The sequence below is a fragment of the Nocardioides sp. genome, assembly GCF_035429765.1.
In the GTDB taxonomy this organism is placed as follows: domain Bacteria; phylum Actinomycetota; class Actinomycetes; order Propionibacteriales; family Nocardioidaceae; genus Nocardioides.
On record NZ_DAOMFK010000033.1, the window covers coordinates 1 to 1,118 of the forward strand.

Genomic DNA, 1,118 nt, shown 5'->3' on the forward strand with positions numbered 1-1,118 from the left:
GGGCTCGGTTCCTGGCAGATGCAGCCGGCCTGCCCCTGGGGGTGCTGCCGGACCGGCGCCGCGAGAACGGGGAGGTCGAGCTCCCGGAGCCGGCGCTCCTGCTCTGGTACACCGACGGCCTGGTCGAGACCCGGGGGCAGGGCATCCGTGCCGGGATGGCTCGGCTCCAGCACCTCGTCGAGGCGCTGGGGCCCACGGTGCGCGCCGAGGACCTCTGCACCCGGTTGCTGCAGCATCCCGAGGGACACGTGCTGCCCGACGACGTCGTGGTCCTCTGCGTGGTCCTGTGACCCGCCGCCCGCGTGGTCCCGGGCGGGCGCCGCGCGACACGGTGGTTGAATGAGCGCCATGGGGACGAGTCGTCGGGGGGAGTCCAGCCGCGCCTGGGCCGAGGAGCTCGCGCAGCTGGCGATCGCGCTCCATGACGAGCCGACCGTCGAGGAGACCGTCGACCTGGTGCTGCGCTACTCCCTCAAGGCGGTGGACTGCGAGTACGCCGGCGTCACCTTCGTGCACGGCCGCAAGCGCGTGGAGACCGCCGCCGCCACCGACCCGCTCATCGAGGCGCTGGACGAGGTGCAGATGGAGGTCGGTGAGGGGCCCGACATGGACGTCCTCTCCGACCGGGTCAGCGTGCTGGTCTCCGACACCCGGGCCGACCGGCGCTGGCCCGCCTGGGCCGCCCGCGTCGCGACGTACGGCATCCGCAGCATGCTGAGCGTGCGGCTGTACACGAGCGCCTCCACCGTCGGCACCCTCAACCTGTACGACTCGAGGCCGGACCACTTCGACGTGGACGACCAGGCGGTGGCGCACCTGCTCGCGCGGCACGCCGCCGTCGCGCTGGCGACCGCGCGCACCACCGAGAACCTCTGGCAGGCGGTCGACGCGCGGAAGCTGGTGGGCCAGGCCCAGGGCATCCTGATGGAGCGCTACCAGCTCACGCCTGACCAGGCGTTCGCGGTGCTGATGCGCTACTCGCAGGACAACAACATGAAGCTGCGCGACGTGGCCGAGCGGCTGGTCAGCAGCCGGGAGCTACCGGGCCAGCCGGCCTCGCGCTGAGGCTCCCGCGCCGGCGAGCGCAGGACCGGTCCGCACGGCCAGCCGCCTGCAGG

General features: G+C 73.3%; 2 protein-coding genes. Both read left to right on the forward strand.

Annotated elements, in window-relative coordinates:
• On the forward strand, positions 1-290 hold a 290-nt coding region (locus PLP61_RS05460), incomplete at its 5' end, for a SpoIIE family protein phosphatase (RefSeq protein WP_324501145.1).
• A gap of 49 nt (positions 291-339) precedes the next feature.
• Entirely contained in the window at positions 340-1,065 is a 726-nt protein-coding gene (locus tag PLP61_RS05465) for a GAF and ANTAR domain-containing protein (protein ID WP_324501147.1), read from the forward strand.
• Positions 1,066-1,118: the final 53 nt, after the last annotated feature.

Excerpts from the sequence above, each read along its gene's own strand:
- PLP61_RS05465 (WP_324501147.1), top strand. The coding sequence starts at position 340 with ATGAGCGCCATGGGGACGAGTCGTCGGGGGGAGTCCAGCCGCGCCTGG.